The sequence below is a fragment of the Streptomyces sp. NPDC007905 genome (genome assembly GCF_042959345.1).
Lineage (GTDB): Bacteria > Actinomycetota > Actinomycetes > Streptomycetales > Streptomycetaceae > Streptomyces.
The window spans coordinates 16508-42454 of the sequence record NZ_JBIBKS010000033.1 but is presented as its reverse complement, the minus strand read 5'-3'; the positions used below and the strand labels follow the sequence as shown (position 1 = coordinate 42454).

The 25947-nt window shown below is 70.8% G+C and carries 25 protein-coding genes; 15 read left to right on the top strand and 10 right to left on the bottom strand.

The annotated features are described in order from the left end of the window. Positions 1 to 118: 118 nt before the first annotated feature. The 10 genes from ACFZDC_RS37380 to ACFZDC_RS37335 all read left to right on the top strand — a co-directional run bounded on the left by ACFZDC_RS37380 (position 119) and on the right by ACFZDC_RS37335 (position 8330). Entirely contained in the window at positions 119 to 1066 is a 948-nt protein-coding gene (locus ACFZDC_RS37380; RefSeq protein WP_391330934.1) for a DUF2520 domain-containing protein, read from the top strand. Further along, positions 1063 to 2064: a pantoate--beta-alanine ligase gene (panC, locus tag ACFZDC_RS37375; protein WP_391330933.1), complete on the top strand. Its 1002-nt coding sequence runs from the start codon at positions 1063 to 1065 to the stop codon at positions 2062 to 2064. Before ACFZDC_RS37380 ends, panC begins: the two co-directional genes overlap by 4 nt. Beyond that, the gene (locus ACFZDC_RS37370) at positions 2061 to 3782 is read left to right on the top strand and encodes an L-aspartate oxidase (RefSeq protein WP_391330932.1); all 1722 of its coding nucleotides are present in this window, start codon (positions 2061 to 2063) and stop codon (positions 3780 to 3782) included. The genes panC and ACFZDC_RS37370 overlap by 4 nt, the downstream gene beginning before the upstream one ends. A gap of 5 nt (positions 3783 to 3787) precedes the next feature. Beyond that, positions 3788 to 4765 carry a carboxylating nicotinate-nucleotide diphosphorylase gene (nadC, locus tag ACFZDC_RS37365; RefSeq protein ID WP_391330930.1) on the top strand — a complete coding sequence of 326 codons (978 nt, stop codon included), beginning with the start codon at positions 3788 to 3790 and terminating at the stop codon, positions 4763 to 4765. A gap of 5 nt (positions 4766 to 4770) precedes the next feature. Then, positions 4771 to 5568: a type III pantothenate kinase gene (locus ACFZDC_RS37360; protein WP_391330928.1), complete on the top strand. Its 798-nt coding sequence runs from the start codon at positions 4771 to 4773 to the stop codon at positions 5566 to 5568. A gap of 170 nt (positions 5569 to 5738) precedes the next feature. Then, the gene (locus ACFZDC_RS37355; protein ID WP_391330971.1) at positions 5739 to 6410 is read left to right on the top strand and encodes a hypothetical protein; all 672 of its coding nucleotides are present in this window, start codon (positions 5739 to 5741) and stop codon (positions 6408 to 6410) included. Positions 6411 to 6468: 58 nt separating this feature from the next. Beyond that, a complete protein-coding gene (locus tag ACFZDC_RS37350; RefSeq protein WP_391330926.1) occupies positions 6469 to 6648 on the top strand; it encodes a hypothetical protein in 180 nt (59 codons plus the stop codon). 195 nt (positions 6649 to 6843) lie between these two features. Beyond that, positions 6844 to 7248, top strand: a complete 405-nt coding sequence (locus tag ACFZDC_RS37345) for a BlaI/MecI/CopY family transcriptional regulator (protein WP_391330924.1) — start codon at positions 6844 to 6846, stop codon at positions 7246 to 7248. A 9-nt stretch (positions 7249 to 7257) separates the two neighbouring features. Further along, entirely contained in the window at positions 7258 to 7791 is a 534-nt protein-coding gene (locus ACFZDC_RS37340) for an amino-acid N-acetyltransferase (RefSeq protein WP_391330922.1), read from the top strand. Between the two features lie 203 nt (positions 7792 to 7994). Further along, positions 7995 to 8330 carry a histone-like nucleoid-structuring protein Lsr2 gene (locus ACFZDC_RS37335; protein WP_391330921.1) on the top strand — a complete coding sequence of 112 codons (336 nt, stop codon included), beginning with the start codon at positions 7995 to 7997 and terminating at the stop codon, positions 8328 to 8330. Here the strand turns inward: ACFZDC_RS37335 and ACFZDC_RS37330 are convergent. Then, positions 8309 to 8977 (bottom strand): SCO3374 family protein, encoded by a 669-nt coding sequence (locus ACFZDC_RS37330; protein WP_391330920.1) that lies wholly within the window; start codon positions 8975 to 8977, stop codon positions 8309 to 8311. The two genes, ACFZDC_RS37335 and ACFZDC_RS37330, sit on opposite strands and share 22 nt — an antisense overlap. A 430-nt stretch (positions 8978 to 9407) precedes the next feature. On the opposite strand from ACFZDC_RS37330, the gene ACFZDC_RS37325 reads away from it, so the two are divergent. Continuing rightward, positions 9408 to 11933: an AAA family ATPase gene (locus ACFZDC_RS37325; RefSeq protein WP_391330919.1), complete on the top strand. Its 2526-nt coding sequence runs from the start codon at positions 9408 to 9410 to the stop codon at positions 11931 to 11933. 81 nt (positions 11934 to 12014) lie between these two features. Here ACFZDC_RS37325 and ACFZDC_RS37320 read toward each other — a convergent pair whose 3' ends face one another. After that, positions 12015 to 12635 carry an HAD family acid phosphatase gene (locus tag ACFZDC_RS37320; protein ID WP_391330918.1) on the bottom strand — a complete coding sequence of 207 codons (621 nt, stop codon included), beginning with the start codon at positions 12633 to 12635 and terminating at the stop codon, positions 12015 to 12017. A gap of 452 nt (positions 12636 to 13087) precedes the next feature. Here ACFZDC_RS37320 and ACFZDC_RS37315 point away from each other — a divergent pair, with 452 nt between their 5' ends. Continuing rightward, the gene (locus tag ACFZDC_RS37315) at positions 13088 to 13636 is read left to right on the top strand and encodes a peptidoglycan DD-metalloendopeptidase family protein (protein WP_391330916.1); all 549 of its coding nucleotides are present in this window, start codon (positions 13088 to 13090) and stop codon (positions 13634 to 13636) included. A gap of 1 nt (position 13637) precedes the next feature. Here ACFZDC_RS37315 and ACFZDC_RS37310 read toward each other — a convergent pair whose 3' ends face one another. Further along, positions 13638 to 14237: a TetR family transcriptional regulator gene (locus ACFZDC_RS37310; protein WP_391330914.1), complete on the bottom strand. Its 600-nt coding sequence runs from the start codon at positions 14235 to 14237 to the stop codon at positions 13638 to 13640. Between the two features lie 124 nt (positions 14238 to 14361). On the opposite strand from ACFZDC_RS37310, the gene ACFZDC_RS37305 reads away from it, so the two are divergent. After that, positions 14362 to 15954, top strand: coding sequence for a DHA2 family efflux MFS transporter permease subunit (locus tag ACFZDC_RS37305; RefSeq protein WP_391330912.1), 1593 nt, complete (start codon positions 14362 to 14364; stop codon positions 15952 to 15954). Between the two features lie 252 nt (positions 15955 to 16206). Next, positions 16207 to 17631: an FG-GAP-like repeat-containing protein gene (locus ACFZDC_RS37300; protein ID WP_391330910.1), complete on the top strand. Its 1425-nt coding sequence runs from the start codon at positions 16207 to 16209 to the stop codon at positions 17629 to 17631. Between the two features lie 69 nt (positions 17632 to 17700). Here ACFZDC_RS37300 and cseC read toward each other — a convergent pair whose 3' ends face one another. From cseC to ACFZDC_RS37275, 5 genes are all read right to left on the bottom strand, one after another. Further along, positions 17701 to 19059 (bottom strand): two-component system sensor histidine kinase CseC, encoded by a 1359-nt coding sequence (gene cseC / locus ACFZDC_RS37295; RefSeq protein WP_391330908.1) that lies wholly within the window; start codon positions 19057 to 19059, stop codon positions 17701 to 17703. 13 nt (positions 19060 to 19072) lie between these two features. Next, complete coding sequence (gene cseB / locus ACFZDC_RS37290) at positions 19073 to 19777, bottom strand: two-component system response regulator CseB (protein ID WP_391330906.1); 705 nt, start codon at positions 19775 to 19777, stop codon at positions 19073 to 19075. 33 nt (positions 19778 to 19810) lie between these two features. Next, positions 19811 to 20464, bottom strand: a complete 654-nt coding sequence (locus ACFZDC_RS37285; protein WP_391330904.1) for a hypothetical protein — start codon at positions 20462 to 20464, stop codon at positions 19811 to 19813. Further along, positions 20452 to 20991, bottom strand: coding sequence for a SigE family RNA polymerase sigma factor (locus ACFZDC_RS37280; protein ID WP_116149009.1), 540 nt, complete (start codon positions 20989 to 20991; stop codon positions 20452 to 20454). The genes ACFZDC_RS37285 and ACFZDC_RS37280 overlap by 13 nt, the downstream gene beginning before the upstream one ends. 272 nt (positions 20992 to 21263) lie before the next feature. After that, the gene (locus ACFZDC_RS37275; RefSeq protein ID WP_391330902.1) at positions 21264 to 22139 is read right to left on the bottom strand and encodes an A/G-specific adenine glycosylase; all 876 of its coding nucleotides are present in this window, start codon (positions 22137 to 22139) and stop codon (positions 21264 to 21266) included. 191 nt (positions 22140 to 22330) lie between these two features. Between ACFZDC_RS37275 and ACFZDC_RS37270 the strand changes: the two genes are divergently transcribed. Next, entirely contained in the window at positions 22331 to 23146 is an 816-nt protein-coding gene (locus ACFZDC_RS37270) for a hypothetical protein (protein ID WP_391330900.1), read from the top strand. 138 nt (positions 23147 to 23284) lie between these two features. Here the strand turns inward: ACFZDC_RS37270 and disA are convergent, their stop codons facing one another. Both disA and radA read right to left on the bottom strand, forming a co-directional pair. Next, positions 23285 to 24409 (bottom strand): DNA integrity scanning diadenylate cyclase DisA, encoded by a 1125-nt coding sequence (gene disA / locus ACFZDC_RS37265; protein ID WP_391330898.1) that lies wholly within the window; start codon positions 24407 to 24409, stop codon positions 23285 to 23287. Positions 24410 to 24489: 80 nt separating this feature from the next. Next, complete coding sequence (radA, locus tag ACFZDC_RS37260; protein WP_391330896.1) at positions 24490 to 25899, bottom strand: DNA repair protein RadA; 1410 nt, start codon at positions 25897 to 25899, stop codon at positions 24490 to 24492. Positions 25900 to 25947 lie beyond the last annotated feature (48 nt).

Here is a 25947-nt window from a genome sequence, read left to right as displayed (position 1 = left end):
GGGGCGTGGGGGAACCCACAGCCTGTGGACAACCGGCCGCCACCCCACCCGATAGCGTTAACATGACGAGAAATCGTCCGGTACCCAGAGCGGACTGGAACGGGAAGGCCGCCGTCGCGTGAGTACAGTCCACCAGCAAGACCTCAAGGACCGCCCCGCGCGGCTCACCGTCGGCGTCGTGGGCGCCGGTCGGGTGGGCCCCGCCCTGGCCGCGTCCCTCCAGCTCGCCGGGCACCGCCCGGTGGCCGTCTCCGGAGTCTCCGACGCCTCCCGCAGACGCGCCGAGGCGATGCTCCCGGACGTCCCGCTGGTGCCGCCCGCCGAGGTCCTCCGGCGCGCCGACCTCGTCCTGCTCACCGTCCCCGACGACGCCCTGCCCGGCCTGGTCGCCGGCCTCGCCGAGACCGGCGCCGTACGGCCCGGCCAGCTGCTCGTGCACACCTCCGGGCGGTACGGCGCGAAGGTGCTCGACCCCGCCCTGCGCGCGGGCGCGCTGCCGCTGGCCCTGCACCCTGCGATGACCTTCACCGGCACCCCGGTGGACGTCCAGCGCCTGGCGGGCTGCTCCTTCGGCGTCACCGCACCCGAGGAGCTGCGTCTCGCCGCCGAGGCGCTGGTCATCGAGATGGGCGGTGAGCCGGAGTGGATCAGCGAGGAGAACCGCCCGCTGTATCACGCGGCCCTCGCCCTCGGCGCCAACCACCTGGTGACCCTGGTCGCCCAGTCCATGGAGCTGCTGCGCACGGCCGGCGTCGAGGCCCCCGACCGGATGCTCGGCCCGCTGCTCGGCGCCGCCCTGGACAACGCGCTGCGCTCCGGCGACGCGGCGCTCACCGGACCGGTCGCGCGCGGGGACGCCGGCACGGTCGCCGCGCACGTCACCGAGTTGCGCAGGCACGCCCCGCAGACCGTGGCCGGCTATCTGGCGATGGCCCGAGCCACCGCCGACCGCGCCCTCGCCCACGGCCTGCTGAAGCCGGAGCTCGCCGAGGACCTGCTCGGCGTGCTGGCCGACGGATCCACCGGCACGAACGGCACCAACGGCACCGAGGGGAACGCCCGATGACCACCGCCTTGCTGAGCACCGCCGAAGAGCTGCACGCACGCGTGCGCCACGGCCGCCGCGCCGTCGTGATGACCATGGGCGCCCTGCACGAGGGCCACGCCACCCTGATCCGCACCGCGCGTGAGACCGTAGGCCGGGACGGCGAGGTCGTCGTCACCGTCTTCGTCAATCCGCTGCAGTTCGGCGAGGGCGAGGACCTGGACCGCTACCCCCGCACCCTCGAAGCCGACCTGAAGCTCGCCGAACAGGCGGGCGCCGACGCCGTGTTCGCGCCGTCGGTGGACGAGGTGTACCCGGGCGGCGAACCGCAGGTGCGCATCACCGCGGGCCGGATGGGCGAGCGCCTGGAGGGCGCCTCGCGGCCCGGGCACTTCGACGGCGTGCTCACCGTCGTGGCCAAGCTGCTGCACCTCACCCGCCCCGACGTCGCCCTGTTCGGGCAGAAGGACGCCCAGCAGCTGGCCCTGATCCGGCGGATGGTGCGGGACCTGAACTTCGGAGTCGAGATCGTCGGCGTACCGACCGTGCGCGAGGAGGACGGGCTGGCCCTGTCCAGCCGCAACCGCTACCTCTCGCCCGACGAGCGCCGTACCGCCCTGGCCCTCTCCCGCGCCCTGTTCGCCGGCCGTGACCGGCACGCCGCGCAGGAGGCGCTGCGCGCCCGGGCCCGCGAAGTGCCCTCCACGCACGCGCGTGCCGAGGCGCTGAGCGCCATCGGGGAGTCCCGCGCGGCCGCCGACGCGCACGCCGTGGCCACGGCCGCGCCCGGCGGCCCGGCGGCCGTCCGCGCGGCCGCACGCCAGGTCCTTGACGAGGCCGCCCGCCTCGAGCCGCCGCTGAAGCTGGACTACCTCGCCCTGGTGGACCCGTCGGACTTCACCGGGATCGGCGACGACTTCACCGGCGAGGCCGTCCTCGCCGTGGCCGCCCGGGTGGGGACCACCCGGCTGATCGACAACATCCCCCTCACCTTCGGATCCCTCGGAGCCGCCTCGTGACCAGCACAGGCATACGACTGCACGCACCCGCCCCCGGGTGGTCCATCTCCGCGGACGTGATCGTCGTCGGCTCCGGAGTGGCGGGCCTGACCGCCGCCCTGCGCTGCGAGGCCGCGGGCCTGACGACGGTCGTCGTCACCAAGGCCCGCCTGGACGACGGCTCCACGCGCTGGGCGCAGGGCGGCATCGCCGCCGCCCTGGGTGAGGGCGACACCCCGGAGCAGCACCAGGAGGACACCCTGGTGGCGGGCGCGGGCCTGTGCGACGAGGAGGCCGTACGGATCCTCGTCACCGAGGGCCCCGACGCCGTACGGCGGCTGATCTCCACCGGTGCCCACTTCGACACCGACGACGAGGGCGACATCCAGCTCACCCGCGAGGGGGGCCACCACCGGCGCCGGATCGCGCACGCGGGCGGTGACGCGACCGGAGCGGAGATCTCCCGCGCGCTCGTGGAGGCCGTACGCGCGCGCGGGCTGCGCACCATCGAGAACGCGCTGGTCCTGGACCTGCTCACCGATGCCGACGGCCGCACCGCGGGCGTCACCCTGCACGTGATGGGCGAGGGCCAGCACGACGGCGTGGGCGCCGTGCACGCCCCCGCGGTCGTCCTCGCGACCGGTGGCATGGGCCAGGTGTTCTCCGCGACCACCAACCCGTCCGTGTCGACCGGCGACGGCGTGGCGCTGGCGCTGCGCGCGGGAGCCGAGGTCAGTGACCTGGAGTTCGTCCAGTTCCACCCGACCGTCCTGTTCCTCGGCGCGGACGCCGAGGGCCAGCAGCCGCTCGTCTCCGAGGCGGTGCGCGGCGAGGGCGCCCACCTGGTCGACGCGGACGGGGTGCGCTTCATGGTCGGGAAGCACGAACTGGCCGAGCTGGCGCCCCGGGACATCGTCGCCAAGGGCATCATGCTGCGCATGCAGGAGCAGGACGCCGAGCACATGTTCCTCGACGCCCGGCACTTCGGCGCCGACATGTGGGAGCACCGCTTCCCGACCATCCTGGCCGCCTGCCGCGCCAACGGCATCGACCCGGTCACCGAACCCATCCCGATCGCCCCGGCCGCCCATTACGCCTCCGGAGGCGTGCGCACCGACGCGCAGGGGCGGACGACCGTGCCCGGCCTGTACGCGTGCGGCGAGGTCGCCTGCACCGGCGTGCACGGCGCCAACCGGCTCGCCTCCAACTCCCTCCTGGAAGGCCTCGTCTACGCCGAGCGCATCGCCGCCGACATCGCGGCGGCCCACGTCGAAAACGGCCTGGACGCGCGCGTGCCCGCACCGGTTCCGGACCCCGGAAAGCCCGCGCACCCGCTGCTCGCCCCCGAGGCCCGGTTCGCCATCCAGCGGATCATGACCGAGGGCGCGGGCGTGCTGCGCTCGACGGAGTCTCTCGAGAAGGCCGCGGACGAGCTCCAGCGGCTGCACACCGACGCACGAGACGCCCTGGACGAGAACGGCAAGACCGCCGAGCCTGGCGTCGACACCTGGGAGGCCACCAACCTCCTGTGCGTGGCCCGCGTCCTGGTCGCCGCCGCCCGGCTGCGCGAGGAGACCCGAGGCTGCCACTGGCGCGAGGACCGTGCCGAGCGAGACGACACGAACTGGCGGCGCCACATCGTCGTACGGCTCAATCCGGACCGGTCCCTGGCCGTCAGCACCACGGACACCGCAGTTTTCCCCCCTACCCGGCACCACCAGCGCCCTCAGGAGCAGTGACAGACGTGAGCACCGACGACCTTCCCCTCGCCCCGACCGGCGGCTGCGGCGACGGCTGTGCCTGTGGCGCCGAGGGTGACGAGGAGTACCTGGAGAGCGGTCTCGACCCCGCGCTCGCCGAGCTGCTGGCCGTCGCCGGGCTCGACCCCATCGAGGTCGAGGACATCGCCAACGTCGCCATCCAGGAGGACCTGGACGGCGGTGTGGACGTGACGACCGTCTCGACCATTTCCGAGGACGCGGTCGCCACCGGCGACTTCACCGCGCGCGAGGCCGGCGTGGTGGCCGGCCTCCGGGTCGCCGAGGCCGTGCTCTCCGTGGTGTGCACGGACGAGTTCGAGGTGGAGCGGCACGTCGAGGACGGCGAGCGCGTCGAGGCCGGGCAGAAGCTGCTGTCGGTCACCACGCGCACGCGCGACCTGCTCACCGCCGAGCGCAGCGCCCTCAACATCCTGTGCCGCCTGTCCGGCATCGCGACCGCCACGCGCGCGTGGGCCGACGTGCTGGAGGGCACCAAGGCACGCGTGCGCGACACCCGCAAGACCACGCCGGGGCTGCGCTCGCTGGAGAAGTTCGCCGTCCGCTGCGGCGGGGGCGTCAACCACCGCATGTCGCTCTCCGACGCCGCCCTGGTGAAGGACAACCACGTGGTGGCCGCCGGCGGCGTCGCGCAGGCCTTCAAGGCCGTGCGGGAGGCCTTCCCGGACGTGCCGATCGAGGTCGAGGTCGACACGCTGCACCAGCTGCGCGAGGTCGTCGACGCCGGGGCCGACCTGATCCTGCTGGACAACTTCACGCCCGGGGAGTGCGAGGAGGCCGTCGGCATCGTCGGCGGGCGGGCGCTGCTGGAGGCGTCCGGACGGCTCACGCTCGACACCGCGCGCGTGTACGCCGACACCGGCGTGGACTTCCTGGCCGTCGGCGCCCTCACCCATTCCTCGCCGATCCTCGACATCGGCCTGGACCTGCGCGAGGCGGAGTAACGGCCATGCTGCTCACGATCGACGTCGGTAACACGCACACCGTGCTCGGCCTGTTCGACGGCGAGGACATCGTCGAGCACTGGCGCATCTCCACGGACGCGCGCCGCACCGCGGACGAGCTGGCGGTGCTCCTGCAGGGCCTGATGGGCATGCACCCGCTGCTCGGGGAGGAGCTGGGTGACGGCATCGACGGCATCGCGATCTGCGCGACCGTGCCGTCCGTGCTGCACGAGCTGCGCGAGGTCACCCGGCGCTACTACGGCGACGTGCCCGCGGTGCTGGTCGAGCCGGGCGTGAAGACGGGCGTGCCGATCCAGTTCGACAACCCGAAGGAGGTCGGCGCCGACCGCATCATCAACGCGGTGGCGGCGAACGAGCTGTACGGCGGCCCCGCGATCGTCGTGGACTTCGGGACGGCGACCACGTTCGACGCGGTCTCCGCGCGCGGGGAGTACGTCGGCGGGGTCATCGCCCCCGGCATCGAGATCTCGGTGGAGGCCCTCGGCATCAAGGCCGCGCAGCTGCGGAAGATCGAGGTGGCCCGGCCGAGGAACGTGATCGGCAAGAACACCGTCGAGGCCATGCAGTCGGGCGTCGTGTACGGCTTCGCCGGGCAGGTCGACGGAGTGGTGAGCCGGATGGCCCGGGAACTGGCCGACGACCCCGACGACGTCACGGTGATCGCCACGGGCGGCCTCGCGCCGATGGTGCTGGGGGAGTCCTCGGTGATCGACGAGCACCAGCCGTGGCTGACCCTGATCGGCCTGCGCCTGGTGTACGAACGGAACGTCTCGCGGCTGTGAGGGACCGGCGCCCTCGCGGGGCGCCGGTTCTCGTCGCCCACGCGCGCGGGTGGCCCCGGTCGAGGGAAAGCCGTCAGCGACACGCGGCGACACATCATTCCGATCCGTCACTTTTGTCCGATTAGCGATAGCGTCGCCGCATGCCCACGCCATACGGATCCCGCGGCGGCATGGCGTTCGGTGCGGAGGAGCTGCGTGTGCTCCGCCGCGCTCTCGCCCTCGCCCTTCACCCCGGCCGAGCGTCCGCCGAGGACGTCAAGGAATGCTTCCGCCTCGCCGAGTCCCTCGACGAGGCGATGCGCGAGGGGGCCAGGCTGCGCGCCTTTCTCGTGGCCGACCTGGGCCGCTACCGCGCCGCCCTGCCGGGTACCGCCGCCGGCTACCTCGGCCTTCTCGAGGAGGCGCTGGGTGCCGGGCATCGGCCGACGCCGGACGACCTCGCCGCGCTGCGGGCGCTGCGCGGCGACCCACGGGCGGCCGCTCTGCTGGACCGCTGCCAGGCGCTGGCCGAGCAGGACGTGCGGGCCCGCTTCGCGCAGGGCGCCCGCACGGTCCCCGCGCCCGCCGTACCCCCCTCCAGAACGCGCCTGCTGGCCCTTCCCGGCGACGCGGGCGAGGCCCCGGCCACTCAGGCCGAGGAGCCGGAGAAACCCGCTCAGAAGCCCGCTCCCAAGCCCGGCCAGACCCCGCCCGGACGCCCCGCCGAGCGCCCGGCCGCGGAACCGGCGGCCCCGAAGCGGCCCATTCCCACGCCGGGCGAGGTCTTCCCCCGCCGCAAGCCGCCCACCTCGCCCACGGACCCGGCGGAACACACCGAGTCGCGGCAGCTCGCCGCCGGCTGAGCGGCCGGTTCGCCCACCCCGCCCCTTTCGCCCCGGACCGCCTGGCTACCCTGGATCCATGGACTACGTCTCCGCACTCGTGCCCCCGGTCGTCATGGCCGCGTTCTTCATCGGTGTGGTCAGGGTGATCGTGAAGACCCAGGGCGGGGCCGCCAAGGCCAAGGAGGACGCGGCCGTGGACGCCGCCCTCGCGCGGACGGAGGGCGTCCGCGAGGCATCCGCCGGCGGCGACGCCTGACACCGGGCCGGTCCGCCGCCGGCCGACGACGCCTGGCAGGGCGTACGACTCCTCGCACCCCGGTGCTCTCCGAGTCGTACGCCCTTTTTGTTCGCGTTTGCAGCCTAAGTGCACGTTCCGGCACGCCATTGACGGGATCTCCCACTATTGTTCTGAGCTGTGCCTCGCCCATTGGGAGAACTCGAAGACGCGGTCATGACGCGGGTGTGGAAGTGGAACCGCCCGGTGACCGTTCGAGAAGTCCTGGAAGACCTGCAGCAGGAACGGTCCATCGCGTACACCACCGTGATGACCGTTTTGGACAATCTCCATCAGAAGGGCTGGGTGCGCCGTGAGGCGGAGGGGCGCGCCTATCGATATGAGGCCGTCTCGACCCGGGCCGCGTACGCCGCCGCACTGATGAACGACGCCTGGTCGCAGAGCGACAACCCGGCGGCGGCTCTCGTCGCCTTCTTCGGGATGATGAGCGACGAACAGCGCCAGGCCCTCAGGGACGCCGTACGCATCGTGCAGGGCCCGGAAACCGGGGAAGCCCCGCAAGCCCCGCGGGCCCCGCAAGAGGAGAACCCCGGCTCGGCGGGGGAGACCGCCGGGCGATAGCGTCCGCTCATGGCAGCAGAGCGTCCCGAAGTCACCGCAAAAGCCATCACCGTCCGGCGGGCCCGGACCAGCGATGTCCCGGTGGTGCGCCGCCTCCTCGACGCCTACGTCCGTGACCGCATCCTGCTCGACAAAGCCACGGTCACGCTTTACGAGGACATCCAGGAGTTCTGGGTCGCCGAACGCGACGACAACGCCGAGGTGGTCGGCTGCGGCGCGCTGCACGTCATGTGGGAAGACCTCGCGGAAGTCCGCACTCTCGCGGTGAAGCCCGGCCTCAAGGGCGCGGGTGTCGGTCATCAGTTGCTGGAGAAGTTGCTGCAGACCGCGCGCTGGCTCGGCGTTCGGCGCGTTTTCTGTCTGACCTTCGAAGTGGACTTCTTCGGGAAGCATGGCTTCGTGGAGATCGGGGAGACACCGGTCGACACCGATGTGTACGCGGAGCTGTTGCGTTCCTATGACGAGGGCGTCGCGGAGTTCCTCGGTCTCGAACGAGTGAAACCGAACACCCTGGGCAACAGCCGGATGCTTCTGCATCTGTGATCGTCATTGACCCGGTGCCTCTATGTCCGAAACGCGCATGTTTCCGGACCGGGGCGGGCCCCTGGGTCTCTCCCAGGGGTTTGTGTTTTTCCGGCAAAAGCGGTTTGCTTTCCGGCGTACTGCAGTACTGCATATAACAGGGGCGGCGAAACGGCGGACGCCGCGGACCCTTGACCCTCACGTTATCGATGAAAGGAAATCCGGTGGCACAGAAGGTTCAGGTCCTTCTTGTCGATGACCTCGACGGCGGCGAGGCGGACGAGACCGTGACGTTCGCGCTGGACGGCAAGACGTACGAGATCGACCTCACGACTGCCAATGCGGACAAGCTGCGCGGCCTTCTCGAGCCCTATGTGAAGGGCGGTCGTCGTACCGGAGGCCGTGCCGCGGGCGCACGCGGAAAGGCGCGTGCCGCTTCCGGTGGCAGCCAGGACACGGCGGCCATCCGCGCGTGGGCGAAGGAGAACGGTTACGAGGTCAACGACCGCGGCCGTGTTCCCGCGTCCATTCGCGAGGCCTACGAGAAGGCCAACGGCTGATTTCGCCGGCAGGCGGGCGGGCGGGCGCTCGCGCGCCGCAGCCGGACCCGGTGGCACCACGCTGCCACCGTGTCCACCAGTCGTACGAGATCGGGGGCGCCTTTCGGGCACCCCATGGCCGGCAACGCCGGCAGCGAGGCCTCGACCTCGCCCCCCGGGCCGGGGGGCCGCAGCCATACGGCGGCCCCCTGCAGGGAAACGGCGCGGGCGGGGCCCCCGGGACGCGGCTGAGGTCCGCCGCAGGCCCCCTCGGGCGCGACCGGCGCCTCCATCAGGTCTCCCGTGCCCAGGGCCCGCACGTCCAGCGCAAGCGGTCCCCATTCCAGCCAGTCCAGCACCCCCGGCAGTTCCTCCGCGCTGCCCGCGGCCACCAGCAGTCGCATCCGGTCGCCCCGTAGGGCCACCGGAGAGCCAGGCGCCAGGTGTCTGAGCGCCGCCGCGCCCGCCTCGGCCGGCACGTCCAGGACGTCGAACCGCAGCCCCGTGACCAACCGCAGCGGCCGTCCGGGCACTGTCGCCCACCCCAGATCGTTCTCGTACCAGTGCCGGGCCCGGGCGTCCGGGCCGTCCGGAGGGCCGGAAGCCTCCGGATCGAGCGGGCGACGAGGAAGGGGGACCGCGGAGGTCGCGAGGACCGAGCCAGCCATGCCACGTGCAACCGCCGAAACGAGCCGCAAGTTACGCTTCGTGCCTTCACGATTGCGCAGAGTGCCCGAAAAGGGGGCGCGCGGGGGCTCGGGGAGGCGCAAGGTTGTTCGCCCATAGCGGAGGGAATCGGGGCGCGCGGCATGGAGTGTCAGTCCCTGCGGGTAAGACATCCCTAGTGGGAGGGGGCGACGCGCGGGAAGGGCCGTCTCACGTTCGCCATCGGCGTAGTGGCGAGTGGGGTAACTGCCTGGCCTGCGGGAACATCGTCTCGCACCATCGGGTTGGAGCAGATGTCGGCGTTCGGGGTCAGGAGGCCATCGACGGTGTCGGCAGTTGGAATGAGCGGTCCCCGCTTGCGGGACTAAGCTGCGGAAGGACAGGGAGGGGAAGTTCCCCCCACTGCCTGACCGCTCTGAGGAGCGATTAACGATGTTCGAGAGGTTCACCGACCGCGCGCGGCGGGTTGTCGTCCTGGCTCAGGAAGAAGCCCGGATGCTCAACCACAACTACATCGGCACCGAGCACATCCTCCTGGGTCTCATCCACGAGGGCGAAGGTGTCGCCGCTAAGGCCCTGGAGAGCCTCGGCATTTCGCTTGAGGCGGTCCGCCAGCAGGTGGAGGAAATCATCGGCCAGGGCCAGCAGGCCCCGTCCGGGCACATTCCCTTCACCCCCCGTGCCAAGAAGGTCCTGGAGCTGTCGCTCCGCGAGGCCCTTCAGCTGGGCCACAACTACATCGGCACGGAGCACATCCTGCTCGGCCTGATCCGTGAGGGCGAGGGCGTCGCCGCCCAGGTCCTGGTCAAGCTGGGTGCAGACCTCAACCGGGTGCGGCAGCAGGTCATCCAGCTGCTCTCCGGTTACCAGGGCAAGGAGACGGCCGCCGCCGGCGGCCCGGCCGAGGGCACGCCCTCGACCTCGCTCGTCCTGGACCAGTTCGGCCGGAACCTCACTCAGGCCGCTCGTGAGTCCAAGCTCGACCCGGTCATCGGGCGCGAGAAGGAGATCGAGCGGGTCATGCAGGTGCTGTCCCGCCGTACCAAGAACAACCCGGTGCTGATCGGTGAGCCCGGCGTCGGCAAGACCGCCGTCGTCGAGGGCCTCGCCCAGGCCATCGTCAAGGGCGAGGTGCCCGAGACGCTCAAGGACAAGCACCTCTACACGCTGGACCTCGGCGCCCTGGTCGCCGGCTCCCGCTACCGCGGTGACTTCGAGGAGCGCCTGAAGAAGGTGCTCAAGGAGATCCGCACCCGCGGCGACATCATCCTGTTCATCGACGAGCTGCACACGCTGGTCGGTGCGGGTGCCGCCGAGGGCGCCATCGACGCGGCTTCCATCCTGAAGCCGATGCTGGCCCGCGGTGAGCTGCAGACCATCGGTGCGACCACGCTGGACGAGTACCGCAAGCACCTGGAGAAGGACGCGGCCCTGGAGCGCCGCTTCCAGCCCATCCAGGTCGCCGAACCGTCCCTGCCGCACACGATCGAGATCCTCAAGGGTCTGCGCGACCGGTACGAGGCGCACCACCGCGTCTCCATCACGGACGAGGCCCTGGTCCAGGCGGCCACCCTGGCCGACCGCTACATCTCCGACCGCTTCCTGCCGGACAAGGCGATCGACCTGATCGACGAGGCCGGTTCCCGGATGCGCATCCGCCGGATGACCGCTCCGCCGGACCTGCGCGAGTTCGACGAGAAGATCGCCGCCGTCCGCCGGGACAAGGAGTCCGCGATCGACTCGCAGGACTTCGAGAAGGCCGCCTCCCTGCGCGACAAGGAGAAGCAGCTCCTGGCCGCCAAGGCCAAGCGGGAGAAGGAGTGGAAGGCCGGCGACATGGACGTCGTCGCGGAGGTCGACGGCGAGCTGATCGCCGAGGTCCTCGCCACGGCCACCGGCATCCCGGTCTTCAAGCTGACCGAGGAGGAGTCCAGCCGCCTGCTCCGCATGGAGGACGAGCTCCACAAGCGGGTCATCGGCCAGGTCGACGCCGTCAAGGCGCTGTCGAAGGCGATCCGCCGTACGCGTGCGGGTCTGAAGGACCCGAAGCGTCCGGGTGGTTCGTTCATCTTCGCCGGCCCGTCCGGTGTCGGTAAGACCGAGCTGTCCAAGGCGCTCGCCGAGTTCCTCTTCGGTGACGAGGACGCGCTGATCTCCCTCGACATGTCGGAGTTCAGCGAGAAGCACACGGTGTCGCGTCTCTTCGGTTCGCCTCCCGGCTACGTGGGCTACGAGGAGGGCGGCCAGCTGACCGAGAAGGTCCGCCGCAAGCCGTTCTCCGTCGTCCTCTTCGACGAGGTCGAGAAGGCGCACCCGGACATCTTCAACTCGCTGCTGCAGATCCTGGAGGACGGTCGCCTGACCGACTCCCAGGGCCGGGTCGTGGACTTCAAGAACACGGTCATCATCATGACGACCAACCTCGGCACCCGGGACATCTCCAAGGGCTTCAACCTGGGCTTCGCGGCTTCGGGTGACACGAAGACCAACTACGAGCGCATGAAGAACAAGGTCCAGGACGAGCTCAAGCAGCACTTCCGGCCCGAGTTCCTCAACCGCGTCGACGACGTGGTCGTCTTCCCGCAGCTGACGCAGCAGGACATCCTGCGGATCGTCGACCTGATGATCAGCAAGGTGGACGAGCGCCTGAAGGACCGGGACATGGGCCTCGAGCTCTCCCAGTCCGCCAAGGAGCTGCTGTCGAAGAAGGGTTACGACCCGGTGCTGGGCGCGCGTCCGCTGCGTCGCACGATCCAGCGCGAGGTCGAGGACACGCTCTCGGAGAAGATCCTCTTCGGCGAGCTGCGCCCCGGTCACATCGTGGTCGTGGACACCGAGGGCGAGGGCGATGCCGCCACCTTCACCTTCCGGGGTGAGGAGAAGTCGGCGCTGCCCGACGTCCCGCCGATCGAGCAGGCGGCCGGCGGTGCCGGGCCGAACCTGAGCAAGGACGTGTAAGCGTCCCGACCGGGTGAATCGAGTGAAAGGGGCCGGTGCTTTCGGGCACCGGCCCCTTTCGCATGCCCGGAAAGACTCCGGTTACGACAACTGCCCGTCGTAGTCCGGCAGTTTGAACGTCTTCTCGGCGTGGCCGCCCGACAGGTCGGTGGCGCTGTTCCCGATGTTCGCGATGATCGTGTAGCCCTTGTTCTCGATGTCGGCGCGCTGGGCCGTCTTGTAGGCGGCGACGTCCTTGAAGAGGTCGAAGAAGCCGCGGACATAGAGACCGGAGACGTCGTAGCCGTCGTACTCGAGGTTCCACTCGGTGGGGTCTTCGATGATGCCCGGGCGGGCCGTGACGAAGAACAGCGAGACGCCGTGCTCCTGGGCGTACTTGGCGACGTTCAGCACCGGCTTGTTGGCCGGCTGCGGGTAGCGGAAGCCGAAGTCGGTCTCCAGCGTGGTGTTGTCGATGTCGAAGACGATCGCCTGCTTCTCACCGGGCCCGGCGGCCGCGATGCGGTCCTTCAGGTACGGCAGGGCCTGGTCCATGACGGTCTGGCAGTCCTTCTGCCAGGTGGTGTAGTCGACCTTGGCGGAGGTGGTGCTGCCCGTGCTCGGGGCCGTACCGGCGGCCTCGGCGGGGGCGGCCAGCGCGGCGAGCGCGGCCACGGAGACGGCGGTGACGGATATGCGGCGCGCCCAGGGGCGTCTGGTCATCGGTGGGGGTCCTCTCACGTCCGTACGCTGCACGGCCTGAACGGTGAACTGTCAGGGGCATGATCTTTGGTGAGGGTGGCGCGAGGGGAACCGTAGGGTTACTGGAGGGTAGGTGCCTAGAGGTGTGCGTCACATTTATCCGGCCGCCGGTTTAGCAGGCCGGTGATATGCCGCACAGGCGAAATGTCCGTTACTAACCCTGATAGTGGGACTTTCTATACGGACAAAAGGGCATTTTCGCCCCGGAACCCTCGTAAAACACCGACTTCGAGGCTCGTGTCCATGAGTGGAGCCCCTGTCAAGAAGCGGATGATTTCTGGTTTCTGTACTAATTGACGCCGTAGATGGGGGATTTGGGTAGGGATGGGGTTTCGGGTTACCAATGACGGGTCCCACCGGCGAACGTCTGTGCGCCGGGTGGCCGTTCCGTCCCCGAGTCCACGAGGTCCCGCATGTTCCAGCGCTTCATGTCCCGCTCTTCCCGTACGTCCTCGCTCCGCAACCGCGTGACCGTCCTGGCCGCCGGAGTAGGCGCCACGGCCGTGCTGGGGGCCGGGGTTGCGAGCGCCGCCGCGCCGTCCGCCGGCTGGATCGACCCGGTGAAGAAGTACACGCTCTCCGCGAGCTTCGCCCAGGCCGGCAGCCACTGGGTCGCCAAGCACAGCGGCCAGGACTTCGCCGTGCCGAGCGGCACCGAGGTCCTCGCCGCGCACGGCGGCACTGTCGTCAAGGCCGGCCCCAACGGCGCCGGTGACGGCCCCGCGTACGGCAACGCCATCGTCATCAAGCACGGCAACGGCACCTACTCGCAGTACGCGCACCTGTCCCGGATCGACGTCAAGGTCGGCCAGATCGTCAAGACCGGCCAGCACATCGCCCTCTCGGGCAGCACCGGCAACTCGACCGGCCCGCACCTGCACTTCGAGATCCGGACGACCCCGAACTACGGCTCCGCGGTCAACCCGGTCGACTTCCTGCGCGCCCACGGCGTCACGGTCTGAGTCAGCCCTCGCGGCGGGCGCCCTCGTGCGCCTGCGTGACGAGGTCCAGGGCGACTTCGAGAACGGCATCGCGCCTCTTCTCGAGGTCGCCTTCGATGTCCTGCATCACGAACATCCCGGCGTGCAGCGTGAACATCGCGCTGATGCAGCGGACTTGCTCGACCAGGGGTGCGTCGGGGTCGATGAAGATGTCCCTGAGATCGCGCATGCGGTCCTTGAAGGCGTCGCCGATGCGCAGTTCCCGCACTGTCGCCTGGTTCTCCTGCATGAAGCGGAAGAGCGGCTCGGCGCCGGCCAGGGCCTGGCTGTAGCGCCGTACCAGCTCGTGCTTGGTCTCCAGGGTGTGCGGCTGGGTCCTGCCCCACGCGATCAGTTCCTCGATCGGTTTCGTCAGGTCCTCGAAGAGGCTGACGATGATCTCTTCCTTCGTCCTGAAGTGGTAGTACAGGGCCGCTTTCGTGACGTCGAGAAGCTCGGCGATCTCGCGCAGGGAGGTCTTCTCGTAGCCCTGCTCGGCGAAGAGGTTGAGCGCCACGTCCTGGATGCGCTGGCGGGTGTTGCCGCGGCGCTGCTGCTTGGTGCCGTCCATGGTGACGCCCATCCTCGTACTCCTCGCGCTCCCGCGGAAACTTACTTGACGCCCGGCTAGTGACAGGTTACCTTCCCCAGTGTAGTGAACTAGCCGGGCGGCAAGTAAGTAGCTGTCGCCAGGGGGAGTGGGAGAGATGGCGGACACGCAGGCGGCCGTGAAGGGCCAGGCGAAGCCCGAGAGGCCGGAGAAACAGCCGAAGAGCGTACGGGTGGTCCTGCTCGCGCTCATGATCGCGATGATGCTCGCGATGCTCGACAACATGATCGTGGGTACGGCGATGCCGACGATCGTGGGCGAGCTGGGTGGCCTGGAGCGCCTGTCCTGGGTGGTGACCGGGTACACGCTCGCGACCGCGGCCTCGACCCCGGTCTGGGGCAAGCTCGGTGACATGTACGGGCGCAAGGGCGCCTTCCTCAGCTCGATCGTCATCTTCCTGATCGGCTCCGCGCTGAGCGGCATGGCCCAGGACATGGGCCAGCTGATCGGGTTCCGGGCCGTTCAGGGGCTCGGCGCCGGCGGTCTGATGGTCGGTGTCATGGCGATCATCGGTGACCTCATTCCGCCGCGGGAGCGTGGCAAGTACCAGGGCATGATGGCCGGCGTCATGGCGCTGGCGATGATCGGCGGCCCGCTGGTCGGCGGCACGATCACCGACAACTGGGGCTGGCGCTGGGCCTTCTACATCAACCTGCCGCTGGGTGCCGTGGCGCTGGCGCTGGTCACCGCCGTGCTGCACCTGCCGAAGAAGCGGGCCAAGGCGGGCATCGACTACGTCGGCGTCGTGCTGCTGACGGTCGGCATCACCTCCATCGTGCTGGTCACCACCTGGGGCGGCACCGAGTACGCCTGGACCTCCGCGCGGATCATGGAGCTGATCGGCATCGGCGTGGCCACGCTGGTCGGGTTCGTGTTCTGGCAGACCAAGGCCTCCGAGCCGGTGCTGCCGCTGCACATCTTCCGCAGCCGCAACTTCACCCTGATGTCCCTCATCGGCTTCGTCACCGGCTTCGTGATGTTCGGCGCCACGCTCTTCCTGCCGCTGTACCAGCAGTCGGTGCAGGGTGCCTCGGCGACCAACTCGGGTCTGCTGCTCCTGCCGATGCTCGGCGCGATGCTGGTGACCTCGATGGTGGCGGGGCGCGTCACCACCAACAGCGGCCGTTACAAGGTCTTCCCGATCGTCGGCGGTGTGCTGATGATCGTCGGCCTGTACCTGCTGTCGCTGATGGACACCGGCACCACGCGGCTGACCTCCGGCCTCTACATGGCCGTGCTCGGCGCGGGCATGGGCTGCCTGATGCAGATCACCATGCTGGTGGCCCAGAACAGCGTGGAGATGAAGGACATGGGCGTGGCATCCTCCTCCACCACCCTGTTCCGTACGCTCGGCTCCTCCTTCGGTGTGGCCATCATGGGCGCGCTGTTCAACCACCGGGTCCAGGACGTGATGGCGGAGCGGGCCGGCGCGCTGGGCAAGAACCTCACCGAGAAGTCGGCCCAGCTGGACGCGGCGAGCCTGGCGAAGCTGCCGGTGCAGGCGCGGGAGGCCTACCAGCACGCGGTGTCCGCCGGTACGCACTCGGCGTTCCTGCTGGGCGCGGTGATCGCGGTGGTCGTGCTCGTCGCCGCGCTGTTCGTGAAGGAGGTTCCGCTCAAGGGCGGGCCGCAGAAGTCCTCGGCGGACAGCGCGGAAGCCGCTCCGGCGCCGGTGATCGAGGCGGTCTGAGCGACTGCCCGAACCGAAGGCCCCCGGCTGGTGTCCGCCCCGGGGGCCTTCTTCGTGCCCGGCCAGGCGCCGGGGAGGAGGTTCCCCCATCGTCTGGGGGACCTCCCAGCGGTAGCTGGGGGAGGAACGCCCGCCCACCGCGGTAGCGGTGGGGGCAGCGCGCGTTCACCTTGTGCTGTGTCGTGTACAACCCTTTGTTCACCACTCGTGTCGTATGTCGCTGAAGCCTCGGTTCACCGACGGGAGCATGATTTGCGCATACGTACCTTCGCCGTGGTGGCCGCTGCTGCTCTTGCCCTTACGGGGCTGGGTGCTCCCGGTGCCGCTGCGGCGCCCTCCGGGCTGTGGGACGACTTCAACGGTGACGGCTATCGCGATCTCGCCATCGGCACGCCCAAGGCGAGCGGTGGCACGGTCACCGTCCTCTTCGGCTCGTCTTCCGGCGTCAGCCCCGCCCGGTCGGTGAACATCACCCAGAACACCCCGGGCGTTCCCGGTACCTCGGAGTCCGAGGACCAGTTCGGCGAGAACGTCACCAGCGGTGACGTCGACGGCGACGGCTACGCCGACCTGATCGTCGGCGCTCCCTCCGAGCAGATCACGGGTAAGCCGAGCGGCTCGGTGACCATCGTCTGGGGCGGAGTGAAGCCGTTCACGTCCGGCGGCACCGTGCTCACCGCCCCGAACGCCGAGGCCTTCGGGTTCGGGACGGGCGCCGCCTTCGCCGACCTCGACGGCGACGGCACCGGCAACCTGGTCGTCGTCGGTGCCAACACCTTCTGGTGGTACGCCGAGGGGAAGCCCACGCAGGACGGTGCGCTGGCGCCGGAGGTGGGGTTCCTGCCCGAGAACGTCCGCCTGGACGGTGTCGTCGCCGGTCACTTCTCCGGTACCGACGGCAGCGACTTCGTCCTGCACGGCCGGCGCACGGACAGCACCGGCACCATCACGGGCAAGTACGTGGGCCTGCTCCGCGGCGGTCCCGGCGACATCGGCTCCTCCTACTCGGTGCTGGCCGAGGGCAGCGCCGCGGGCGGCGCCGCCTGGGACCGGGCCGTCGCGGCGGGAGACATCAACGGCGACGGATATGACGACCTGGTCACCGGGAACACCGATGTGCCCAACGGCGGTTCGTTCACTGTGCGGTACGGCAAGGCGGCCGGACTGCCCGCCACGGGCGGGACATACACCCAGGCCAGCCCGGGTGTACCGGGAACCGACGAGAGCTACGACTACTTCGGCGCCGCCGTTGCGGTGGGCGACGCGACCGGCGACGGCTACGCGGACCTCGCGGTCGGCGCCTCGTACGAGGACGTCGACGGCCACCGGAACGTCGGCAACGTCGTGTTTCTCAGGGGCAGTTCGGCCGGACTGACCACGAGCGGGGCCCGCTCCTTCCATCAGGCCACGCCGGGCGTACCGGGCGCCGCCGAGGCCGGTGACCACTTCGGCTCCTCGCTGCGCCTGCGCGACATCAACGGCAACGGCAGGGCTGACCTGGCGATCGGCGCGTTCGGCGAGGACGTGGTGCCCGGAGGGTACGACGACGGGGCGGCGTGGGTGCTGCGCGGCACGACCTCGGGCCTGACGACGTCGTACGCAACCTCCTTCAACGCGACGGACTTCGGCTATCCGGTGGTGGAGGGCCGCAAGTTCGCGGATGTCCTCGCCCGCTGACCACACCGGTGCACACCGACTGCCGAACTGTCGGACCCCCCTGGGCACCGGCGACCCGCTGTCGGAACCTCAGGCGGTGCCCCCGGACAGCGGCAGCAGCGGGTAGCTGCCCGTGCTGGTGGGGGCGTGTTCCGGGAGCCAGAGGACGGCCACCGCGCCCTCGGCCGGGATGTGGGCGGGGGCACCGGCGGACCGTACGTTGCGGAAGGTCAGGCGGGCGCCCAGCACCCGGGCCTGGCCGGCCGCGATCGTCAGGCCCAGGCCGTGACCCTGGCCCGCGCGGTCCATGCTGCCGGTGCGGAAGCGGCTCGGGCCCTCGGCGAGGAGTTCCTCGGGGAAACCGGGGCCGTGGTCGCGGACCCGGATGACCCGGCCCTCGACGGTGACCTCGATCGGCGGTCTGCCGTGCCGGGCGGCGTTGGCGAGGAGGTTGAACAGCACCCGCTCGAGGCGGCGCGGATCGGTGGTGAGCTCCGACTCGTGCACCACCCGTACGACGATGTCCGGGTCCTTGGCGGCCACGCGCCGGGCCACGAACTCGCCCAGCATGATGTCCTGCAGCTCGGCCCGTTCCGAGGCGCCGTCCAGCCGGGCCACCTCCAGGACGTCCTCGACGAGGGTGCGCATCGCCTTCGCCCGGTCCAGGACCAGTTCCGTCGGGCGGCCGGGGGGCAGGAGTTCGGCGGCCGTGAGCAGGCCCGTCACCGGGGTGCGCAGCTCGTGCGCGATGTCGGCGGTGACCCGCCGCTCGGCCTCCAGGCGCTGCCGCAGCGCGTCCGCCATGGCGTCCACCGCGCGCGCGAGATCGTCGGTCTCGTCCCGTACGACGCCGCCGATGGCCTCCCGCACCCGTACGTCGGTCTCCCCCTTGGCGACCTGGCCCGCGGCGGCCGCCGCCTTGCGCAGCCGCCGCGACAACTGCCCGCCGATCAGCACGCCGAGCGCGCTGCCGCCCATCACGACCGCGATGGACCCGATGATCAGGGCCTGGTCGAGGTCCTTCATCACGTCCGTGGAACGGTCCGGAAAGCGGCTGTGCAGGGACAGCACATGACCGTCCTTGACCGGTACGGCCGCCCAGATGTCCGGCGGTCCTCCGCCGTGCTCCGAGACGTCGCTGGCCCGGCGGCCCTCCTGGACCTTCTCGCGCAGGGCGGCCGGCAGCTCGGGATCGTCGATCTTGATGTCGGGGAGGTTGGTCCGCTTGTACCGCTCGTAGTTGCCCTGGGCGACCTGGACACGCTCGTTGGCCAGGTCGCGCGCGTTGTCCAGCATCGAGACCCGGGCGGCGTTGTGCACGACCAGGCTGAGCGCAATCGCCACGAGCCCGGCGACCAGCGCGATCGCCGCGCTGAGCTTCCATCTGAGCCCGGTGCGCAGGCCCGCGCGTTCCACGCGCCGGACCGGGTGTCGAATGATCCCCCGCATGCCCCTGCCCCGCTCAGGCCTTCAACTTGTAGCCGAAGCCGCGGACCGTCTCGATGCGGTCCTGGCCGATCTTCTGCCGCAGCCGCTGCACATGGACGTCGACGACCCGGGTGTCCCCGCCCCAGCCGTAGTCCCACACCCGCTCCAGCAGCTTGTCGCGGGAGAGCACAGTGCCGGGCGCACCGGAGAACTCCAGCAGCAGCCGCATCTCGGTCGGGGTGAGCGCCACCGGCAGCCCGGCCCGGCGCACCTCCATGCCCTCGGTGTCGATCTCCAGGTCGCCGAAGGTCAGCGGGCCGCCGTTCAGGTGCGAGGGGGACACCTCCGCGTGCGCGGCCAAGCCGGCGTGGCCGAAGCGGCGCAGTACCGCCCGGATCCGGGCGACCAGGACGGCACCGTCGAACGGCTTGGTCACGTAGTCGTCCGCGCCCGCCTCCAGGCCGAGGACGACGTCGATGGAGTCGGCGCGCGCCGAGAGCATGATCACCGGCACGGTCGACTCGTCCCGGATACGACGGCACAGGCTGACCCCGTCCAGACCCGGGACCATGACGTCCAGCAGCGCGATGTTCGGCCGGTTCGCGCGGAACGCCTCCAGGCCCGAAAGGCCGTCGGGCATGGCCGTCACCGCGAAGCCGTCCCGCTCCAGGGCGAGCTGCGTGGCCTCGCGGATGACGTCGTCGTCCTCGACGAACAGGACATGGGTCTGGTCTGCCATCCCGGTGCTCTCAGTCCTCGGTGATGTGGTCGGTCAGTTGTCCGGTGTGGGCGTCGGGTCCCCGCCGACGGCATTGCTGTAGAACCTGTGGACGCCCTTGCCCTGGACGAACCGCCCCGCCTTCCACCGGTAGGGGATCACGTCCTCGCCGGACGGACTCGAGATGGGGTCGCCCTTCCGGTAGAACTGCTTGGTCACCGACAGGACGCCCTCCTCGATCTCCGCGTAGACCGGGGACTCCTCGCTCTTGAAGACATTCTTGTACGCGCCGTCGTCGTCCCGGTACACATACGAGCCGATGCCGACGGCGTCGGCGCAGGTCAGCACGTTGACGACGACGTCGTCCACCGAGCCGTCGGTCAGGTCGCCGTAGGAGACGTCGACGGGGTAGTCGTCGCCGCTGCACGGCTTCAGCTCCCGCTTGACCGCGACCGACACCGCGGGATCCCGCTTCACCAGCGCCACGGCATCCACACGCCGGTAGGAGTCGGAGGGACTCGGCACCGGTGAGGCGACGGCGCCCGCCACCGCGGAGGCGTGCGCCGGGCCCTCGTCCCGCGCGCCCGTCCCCCCGGTGCCGCAGGCGGCGACGAAAAGGGCGAGGGCGGCGAGCGCGGCCGCCGCCGCGATCACCGCCTGTGTACTGCCTCGGGCCCCCCTGGGCCCGGCCCCGGTCAGGCCGCGCAACGCTCCCGCTCCTCACGCTCCAGCGCGCGTGCGTCCAGATCGCGGGCCTCCAGCTCCTCGCGGAGCCGGGCGAGCGCCCGGTGCAGCGTGCTCTTGACCGTACCGGCCGACATGCCGAGGGCCGCGGCCGTCTCTTCGGTGGACATCTGCTCCCAGTGTCGCAGCACCACGACGCTGCGCTGCTTGGGAGCGAGCACCTTCATGATGTCCATCAGCAGGGCCCGGTCGGCGTGCTGCTCGGTGGAGTCGTCCACGGACGCGTCCGGCAGCTGCTCGGTCGGGACCTCCTCCAGCTTGCGAGCCCGCCACCACTCGGTACGGGTGTTGATCATCACCCGGCGCAGATAGGCGTCCGCGAGCCGCTTGTCGGCGATGCCCTCCCAGCGGCCGTACGTCCGCACCAGCGCGGTCTGGAGGAGGTCCTGGGCATCGACCGGGTCCGGAACCAGCCGGCGGGCGCTGCGCAGCAACGCGTCCTGCCGAGTGCGGACGTACTCCTCGAACTCGAGCACCTCGCCGTGCGCCATGATCAACCGCCTCCGTTCCCCGTGTACTCCGGCTCACGCCCGAAGTCCCGCTGTCCCGCTGTGCCGTGGTCTGCCGGGCACGAGTAAGAAGTTACGGAGCGGTTGTCACGGGGCTGTGCGGAGCAGCCTGCGGCTAGCAATCGGCTGTCCGTCGGTTGTGTAACGGAAGTAGGTGGGGGGTAAAGGGGGTGGTGACTATGTCCCCTTATGGGGCGCTTTGTTGGGCAGGGTGGTGCGCAACGAGGGCCCAGCGGCTGTGACTTGTCTGTACGTCAGGTCAGTGGCAGTCGGTACAGACCGCCGGGCAGCGGCTCCACGAGACCGTCCGTGACGAGTCCGTCGAGCGCGCGGGCGCGCTGCACCGGCTCGTGCCACACCCGGTCCAACACCGACTGCGGCACCGGCGCGTGCGCCTCCCGCAGCACGGCCAGCAGCTTGCCGCGTACCTGGCGGTCCGTGCCCGCGTACGTCTGCCCGCGGCGCGGCGGCCCCTCGTGCTCCGGCTTGCCCGCCAGCCGCCAGGCGCACTGCGCGGCGATCGGGCAGCGGTGACAGCCCTCGTTCTTCGCCGTGCACACCAGGGCGCCCAGCTCCATCGACGCGGCGGCCCAGCGGGCGGCGGTCTTCTCGTCCTCGGGCAGCAGTTCGCGGGCCAGGCGACGCTCGGCGGCCGTGGTGGCGTTCGGCGGGTACCGCACCCCCGTCACCGCGCGTGCCAGGACCCGGCGCACGTTCGTGTCCAGCACCGGGTGCCGCTGCCCGTACGCGAAGGAGGCCACCGCCGCGGCCGTGTACTCACCGATGCCGGGCAGCGCCAGCAGCTGCGCGTGGTCCGTCGGCACGTCCCCGCCGTGCCGCTCCTTTATGGCGACCGCGGCGCCGTGCAGACGCAGGGCGCGGCGCGGGTAGCCGAGCCGGCCCCAGGCGCGCACCGCTTCCCCGGGAGCCTCCCCTGCGAGGTCGGCGGGGCGCGGCCAGCGGGTCAGCCACTGCTCGTAGACGGGCAGGACGCGGCTCACGGGGGTCTGCTGGAGCATGAACTCGCTGACCATGACGCCCCACGGGCCCGCCTCCGGGCGGCGCCAGGGGAGGTCGCGGGCGTGCGCGTCGAACCAGGAGATCACGGGGGTGTGGAGCTTCTCAGTCATGGCCTTCCGATCCTGCCACGGGTCGGGCGGGCATGGTCGGCGACCGCGCGATTGCGGAGCGTTGCGTCGGGTTGCGGTGCGTGAAGGGTCCTTTCGCCTCGGACAGTTGCCGGGATGATGATCCGGAAAAGTTGGGCTCCGGGCGGCGGGTGGCGCAAGCAAGCGTGCCGATCTCTCGTACAGTTTGCGCCGTGGGATCTCTGCGCAATCCGGTCGGGCCGCTTCCCTCCTCCATCTACTGGCGACGGAGGGCCGTACTGCTGTCCGCGGTCGCCCTGTTGGCGCTGGTGATCACCTGGATCGTGACGTCCGGCGGCGGGGGCGGCAAGAACGGCGCCGACGGGCCCAACGGCAAGAATCCCGCGTCCACGATCACGCCGGGGCCCTCCCCGTCCGGGTCCGCGATCAGCCAACACCCGGGTGGGCGCGACGATTCCGGGGGCGGGGGCTCCGGTGGGAGCGGCTCCGGGGCGGCCGACGGTTCGGGTTCGGACGGCAAGGGCGGCTCCGGGGCGTCGGGGGCCGAGGGCGGTTCGGATGCGGGTTCGGGTTCGGGTGGCGGCAACGTCGGTACGGGCGACGTGCTGCCGGCGTCCTCCTCGCTGCCCAACTGCACCGCTGGAACGGCCACGTTGAGCCTGCGCAGCCTGCACAACTCCTACTCGCCGGACCAGACACCGACGTTCGAACTCACCGCGAAGAACACGTCGTCCGGCGACTGCAAGGTCGATCTCGGGCCGAAGAGCGCCGTGTTGACGATCACGCCGGCGGACAGCAGTGACGACTACTGGTCCTCGGCCGACTGCCCGAAGGGCGCCGCGAGCCTGGTGTTCCGGGTGCCCGCGGGGCAGAGCATCGCCTACGACGTGAAGTGGGACCGCAAGCCGAGTGCTCCGCAGTGTGCGACTCCTGCGGCGGGGTCGGCGAAGCCGGGGACGTATCTGCTGGAGGCCAAGGCGCCGGGCTTCGCGAAGGCCCAGGCATCGTTCGTGCTGTCGGCGGACTAGCCGAGCCAGGCTGCGACCGGGCGGGGGTGGGTCTTCGCCCGCCTCGCCGAAGGGCGCCGCCGTGTCCGCCCGTGCCCCCGGCGGCGGCCCGGCTGTGCGGCTACTCGCAGAGCGCCGTACGGCCGCTGCGGCACCTCATCAGACGTACCGCTCCAGAATCGACGACTCGGCCAGGCGCGACAGTCCTTCCCGCACACTTCTCGCCCGGGCCTCGCCGACTCCGTCCACCGTCTGGAGGTCGTCCACGCTCGCGGCCAGCAGCTTCTGAAGGCCGCCGAAGTGGTCCACCAGGCGGTCGATGATCGCACCCGGCAGACGCGGTACCTTCGCCAGCAGCCGGAAGCCCCGCGGGGACACCGCCGAGTCGAGGGTCTCGGGAGAACCCGTGTAGCCCAGTGCGCGCGCCACCGTGCCGAGTTCGAGGAGCTCCGCGTGGCTGAGGGCGTCCAGTTCGGACAGCGCCTCCTCCACCGTGCGGGAGCGCTTCGCCGTGGGCTCGGGAACGTAGTCCCGGACGACCAGCTCGCGGTCGGGCTCCACGCCGGCGATCAACTCCTCCAGCTGGAGGGCCAGAAGTCGACCGTCGGTGCCCAGTTCGACCACGTATTCGGCGATTTCGGTGGCGATGCGCCGGACCATCTCCAGACGCTGGGCCACGGCCGACACGTCCCGGACCGTCACCAGGTCCTCGATCTCCAGCGCCGACAGCGTGCCCGCGACCTCGTCCAGCCGGAGCTTGTACCGCTCCAGGGTGGCCAGCGCCTGGTTCGCTCGGGAGAGGATGGCCGCCGAGTCCTCCAGGACGCGCCGCTGCCCGTCGACGTACAGCGCGATCAGCCGCATGGACTGGGAGACGGAGACCACCGGGAATCCGACCTGCTTCGAGACGCGGTCGGCGGTGCGGTGCCGGGTGCCCGTCTCCTCCGTCGGGATCGTGGGATCCGGGAGCAGCTGCACGCCGGCCCGCAGGATCTTCGACAGGTCGGAGGAGAGCACGATGCCGCCGTCCAGCTTGCACAGCTCGCGCAGCCGGGTGGCGGTGAATTCGACGTCCAGGACGAAACCGCCCGTGCACATCGCCTCGACCGTCTTGTCGGAGCCCAGGACGATGAGTCCGCCGGTGTTGCCGCGGAGGACCCGCTCCAGACCGTCACGCAGGGGCGTGCCGGGAGCCACGGCGCTCAGCGAGGCGCGCATCAGGCCATCGGTACCGGCACTCCCACCGGACTTTCCGGGAGCTCCTGCCCGGTCGTTGGCTGCCACTGCACTCCTCCGGTCGCAGGTTCTGGGCACTGCCTTCGTGCGCACTCGGTTCGTACGGACGGGCGACACCTGGGCAAAGTCTACCGGCGGTCCTCCGCCTCCCGTGGGGCCTCTCGGCGACGGGAGCGCGGCAGGACCCTGAGCGCGTCCCCCATGTCGGCGACTTCCAGGACCTTCATCCCGGGCGGGACCTTGCCCGGATCGCCCGGCACCAGCGCGTGCGTGAAGCCCAGCCGGTGGGCCTCGGTGAGCCTGCGCTGCACGCCCGTGACCCGTCTCACCTCGCCGGCCAGACCCACCTCGCCGATCGCGACGAGGTTCTTGGGGAGAGGAGTGTCACTGGCGGCCGAGGCCAGGGCGAGGGCGATCGCGAGGTCGGCGGCCGGTTCCGACAGCTTCACGCCACCCACCGTCGCCGAGTAGATGTCCCGCTTGCCGAGCGCGCTGATCCGGCCGCGCTGCTCCAGCACCGCGAGCATCATCGACACTCGGGAGGTCTCCAGGCCCGAGGTGGTCCGGCGGGGGGAGGGGATCTGGGAGTCCACGGTCAGCGCCTGCACCTCCGCCACCAGCGGGCGGCGACCCTCCAGGGTGACTGTCAGACAGGTGCCGGGCACCGGTGCGTCACGACGGGTCAGGAAGAGCCCGCTCGGGTCGGCAAGGCCCGTGATGCCCTCGTCGTGCAGTTCGAAGCAGCCGACCTCGTCCGTGGCGCCGTAGCGGTTCTTCACGCCCCGTACCAGGCGCAGCCGCGCGTGCCGGTCGCCCTCGAAGTGCAGGACGACGTCCACCAGGTGCTCCAGCAGCCGGGGGCCGGCGATCGCGCCGTCCTTGGTGACGTGGCCCACCAGCAGCGTCGACATCCCGCGCTCCTTGGAGGCGCGGATCAGCGCGCCGGCCACCTCGCGGACCTGGGCCATGCCGCCCGGCGCGCCGTCGATCTCCGGGGAGGCCACCGTCTGCACCGAGTCGAGGACCAGCAGGGACGGCTTCACCGCGTCCAAGTGGCCGAGGACGGCGGCCAGATCGGTCTCGGCGGCCAGATACAGGTGGTCGTCGAGGGCGCGGATGCGGTCGGCGCGCAGGCGGACCTGGCTCGCCGACTCCTCGCCGGTCACATAGAGGGTCGGGTGCTCCTCGCTCGCCGCCTTGGCGGCCACGTCCAGCAGCAGGGTGGACTTGCCGACCCCGGGCTCGCCCGCGAGCAGCACGACCGCGCCGGGCACCAGCCCACCGCCGAGCACCCGGTCCAGCTCCGGTACGCCGGTCGAGCGGGCGGTGGCCTGCCGGCCGTCGACCTGTCCGATGGGCAGCGCGGAGCTGGTGACGCGGCCCGGCGCCGTTGTACGGACCGCGGGGGTGCCGTACTCCTCGACCGTGCCCCAGGCCTGGCACTCGGGGCAGCGGCCGAGCCACTTGGCCGTCTGCCAGCCGCACTCGGTGCAGCGGTAGGACGGTCGGTCCTTGGTGGTCTTGGTACGGGCAGCCATGCGGAAACCGTAGCCCGCGGCACTGACAACGTCCGCCCGGGGCGCATG

Excerpts from the sequence above, each read along its gene's own strand:
- panC (WP_391330933.1), top strand. The coding sequence starts at position 1,063 with ATGACCACCGCCTTGCTGAGCACCGCCGAAGAGCTGCACGCACGCGTG.
- ACFZDC_RS37360 (WP_391330928.1), top strand. The coding sequence starts at position 4,771 with ATGCTGCTCACGATCGACGTCGGTAACACGCACACCGTGCTCGGCCTG.
- ACFZDC_RS37355 (WP_391330971.1), top strand. The coding sequence starts at position 5,739 with ATGGCGTTCGGTGCGGAGGAGCTGCGTGTGCTCCGCCGCGCTCTCGCC.
- ACFZDC_RS37350 (WP_391330926.1), top strand. The coding sequence starts at position 6,469 with ATGGACTACGTCTCCGCACTCGTGCCCCCGGTCGTCATGGCCGCGTTC.
- ACFZDC_RS37345 (WP_391330924.1), top strand. The coding sequence starts at position 6,844 with ATGACGCGGGTGTGGAAGTGGAACCGCCCGGTGACCGTTCGAGAAGTC.
- ACFZDC_RS37340 (WP_391330922.1), top strand. The coding sequence starts at position 7,258 with ATGGCAGCAGAGCGTCCCGAAGTCACCGCAAAAGCCATCACCGTCCGG.
- ACFZDC_RS37330 (WP_391330920.1), bottom strand. The coding sequence starts at position 8,977 with ATGGCTGGCTCGGTCCTCGCGACCTCCGCGGTCCCCCTTCCTCGTCGC.
- ACFZDC_RS37325 (WP_391330919.1), top strand. The coding sequence starts at position 9,408 with ATGTTCGAGAGGTTCACCGACCGCGCGCGGCGGGTTGTCGTCCTGGCT.
- ACFZDC_RS37320 (WP_391330918.1), bottom strand. The coding sequence starts at position 12,635 with ATGACCAGACGCCCCTGGGCGCGCCGCATATCCGTCACCGCCGTCTCC.
- ACFZDC_RS37315 (WP_391330916.1), top strand. The coding sequence starts at position 13,088 with ATGTTCCAGCGCTTCATGTCCCGCTCTTCCCGTACGTCCTCGCTCCGC.
- ACFZDC_RS37310 (WP_391330914.1), bottom strand. The coding sequence starts at position 14,237 with ATGGGCGTCACCATGGACGGCACCAAGCAGCAGCGCCGCGGCAACACC.
- ACFZDC_RS37305 (WP_391330912.1), top strand. The coding sequence starts at position 14,362 with ATGGCGGACACGCAGGCGGCCGTGAAGGGCCAGGCGAAGCCCGAGAGG.
- cseC (WP_391330908.1), bottom strand. The coding sequence starts at position 19,059 with ATGCGGGGGATCATTCGACACCCGGTCCGGCGCGTGGAACGCGCGGGC.
- cseB (WP_391330906.1), bottom strand. The coding sequence starts at position 19,777 with ATGGCAGACCAGACCCATGTCCTGTTCGTCGAGGACGACGACGTCATC.
- ACFZDC_RS37280 (WP_116149009.1), bottom strand. The coding sequence starts at position 20,991 with ATGGCGCACGGCGAGGTGCTCGAGTTCGAGGAGTACGTCCGCACTCGG.
- ACFZDC_RS37275 (WP_391330902.1), bottom strand. The coding sequence starts at position 22,139 with ATGACTGAGAAGCTCCACACCCCCGTGATCTCCTGGTTCGACGCGCAC.
- radA (WP_391330896.1), bottom strand. The coding sequence starts at position 25,899 with ATGGCTGCCCGTACCAAGACCACCAAGGACCGACCGTCCTACCGCTGC.